This is a genomic window from Dietzia sp. SYD-A1, from assembly GCF_015356725.1.
Lineage (GTDB): Bacteria > Actinomycetota > Actinomycetes > Mycobacteriales > Mycobacteriaceae > Dietzia.
Map to the genome: position 1 here is coordinate 1 of NZ_JADDKI010000120.1, position 1,218 is coordinate 1,218.

The 1,218-nt window shown below is 70.9% G+C and carries 1 protein-coding gene; it reads right to left on the reverse strand.

Going from position 1 to position 1,218, the window contains the following annotated elements:
* Positions 1 to 1,218, reverse strand: a 1,218-nt coding sequence (locus tag IY392_RS05715) for an acyltransferase domain-containing protein (RefSeq protein ID WP_194860743.1), incomplete at both ends; no start/stop codon positions are given.

Sequence of the window (1,218 nt, forward strand, 5' to 3'; positions counted from 1 at the left end):
ATGCGGCCCTCCCCCGATCCGCCGCCGGCGGTCACCGTCGGCCACAGCGTCCGTCGCTTCCACGCCGTGCCCGGCACCGCGGCGTAGCGCCCCGGACCGGTGACGTAGCCGTGCAGCATCTCCACGACCTGGTCCATGTTGACCTCGTGGCCGTGGACGTACAGCTGGGCGATCGCGTGGAGCAGGGTGTCGGCCTCCGACTCCTTGCGCTTGAGCGTGTGGAGCAGGTTGGGCTCCATGAGGCCGGCGTCGAAACACGTCGCGGCGACGGACATCGCGGCGACCGGGTTGGGCGCGAACTCCAGGAAGGTGACGTACCCGGCCTCGACGGCCTTGCGCACGGCGTGGGTGAACCACACCGAGTGCCGCATGCCCTTGACCCAGTACTCCTCGGCGTGGATCGGCTCGTGGCCGGCCCGGTAGAAGGTCTCCTTGTCCACCGAGGAGAACAGGCCGGAGGTGAGTTCGCGCGGTTCCAGACCCGCGATCTCGGCGGCCAGCTCACCCAGCAGCATGTCGACGTCCGAGGTGTGCCCGGCGCCGCGGACCTGGAGCTGGCGGGCGAACTTGCCCTGCTCCTCGACCCAGGCCACGAACTCGGCGACGGGCGTGGCACGACCCCCGACCGTGGTGTGGGTGGGGGCGGCGTAGACGGCGGGCTCGATCGAGGCGAACCTCGGGTTGTCGGCGATGATCTGCGCGATCTCCTCGGCCGAGTACTCGACCAGCGCCATGGCGCCGGCGTCCTCGTCCGAGACCTGCTGCTCGGCGTCGCCCATGAGACGTGAGCGCACGCAGATCACGCGCACCGCGTCCTCCAGGCTGAGCCCGCCCGCCGCGTAGGCGGCGGCGACCTCGCCCATGGAGTGACCGATCACGGCCTCCGGCTTGGCGCCGAGCGCCTTGAGCGTGTCGACCAGCGCGACCTGGACGGCGAAGATGCCGACCTGCGCGTTCTCCACCTCGTAGGTGACGGAGTCGTCGAGGAACATCTCGACCATCCGGTACCCGGCCTCGAAGTCGATGAGGTCGTCCACCGCGTCCAGGCACGAGGCGAACAGCGGGTTGGACAGGTACAGCTCCTTGGCCATCTTGCGGTGCTGTGCGCCGAAGCCCGAGAAGACCCAGACGTCGCCGGTGCCCGCGGGGGCGTCCGCGCTGAAGACGCCGGGGCCGGGGTCGCCGGCCGCCAGCGCGCGGAGGCCCGCGATCAGCTCG